Below are 1036 nucleotides of genomic sequence, written 5' to 3' on the forward strand. Positions count from 1 at the left end.
GGTTCCGAAAGTAACGAACTTTGGTTCCGAAAGTAACGAATCTATTTGGGCAATTTCTGGTTCCTGAAATAACGAACTTTGGCTCCTGATCGTGCGAACGCGGTCGGTTCCCGATATAACGAAATTTTCGGTTCCCGATATAACGAAAATCGGCTAGGATCGATTCATGGCATTACTACCCATTCGACACCCTCAAAAGGATTTCTTTGTTCTCGACATTTCTGATGTTGTCCCCAAGGACGACACCGCCTCGATGGAACACCCGATTTTTAGCCTTGCCACGAAGCCTGACCACCGCCACCTGACCTATCAGAACGGCGACCACAAACTCAAAATCGTGCCTTCTGGGAACGGCCTGCCCACGATCTTTGACAAGGACATTCTGATTTTCTGCGTCTCTCAACTGATGGCGATGAAGAACCAAGGCAAAGAGATCGGCAAAACCGTCAGGTTCTCTGCGCGTGAACTGATGATTGCTACAAACCGCAAGACGGGCGGGATCGAGTACAAACGCCTCGAAGATGCCTTTGTGCGCCTCGCTGGTACTCAGTTCGTGACCAACATCAAAACAGGCGGAAGGGCACAAACACGGGTATTCTCGCTCATCGAGTCAGGCAGTGGCTTTGTCTTCAAAGACGACGAGCGGATGCGCCTCGACTATTGCGAAGTCATCTTGTCCGACTGGTTCATGCGCGCGATTGAATCGAATGAGATTGTCAGCATCTCAGAAGACTACTTCCGCCTGCGACGCCCCTTGGAGCGTCGGATATATGAAATTGCCCGCAAGCATTGCGGCATGTCGTCAAAGTGGCACATCGGCCTCGAAAAACTGCAAGCCAAGACAGGCAGCAACGCGCCTCTGAAACGGTTTCGCCTGAACCTGCGCCAGATCATCGAGGAAGATCACACACCGTTTTATCGCATCGAACTGAACGACAAAGACCTTGTGACTTTCCGTCCTCGGTCGGCCAAGATCGAGCTGGGGCAGGATATTTTCATCCCCGAATGGGCAGACGAAAAAGCCCGCGAGATTGCC

General features: G+C 51.6%; 1 protein-coding gene. It reads left to right on the forward strand.

Going from position 1 to position 1036, the window contains the following annotated elements:
• Positions 1-166: 166 nt before the first annotated feature.
• Positions 167-1036: replication initiator protein A (locus BM069_RS19590; protein ID WP_093326223.1), on the forward strand; the 870-nt coding region annotated here is incomplete at its 3' end.

The organism is Shimia haliotis, from assembly GCF_900114415.1.
Taxonomy (GTDB): domain Bacteria; phylum Pseudomonadota; class Alphaproteobacteria; order Rhodobacterales; family Rhodobacteraceae; genus Shimia; species Shimia haliotis.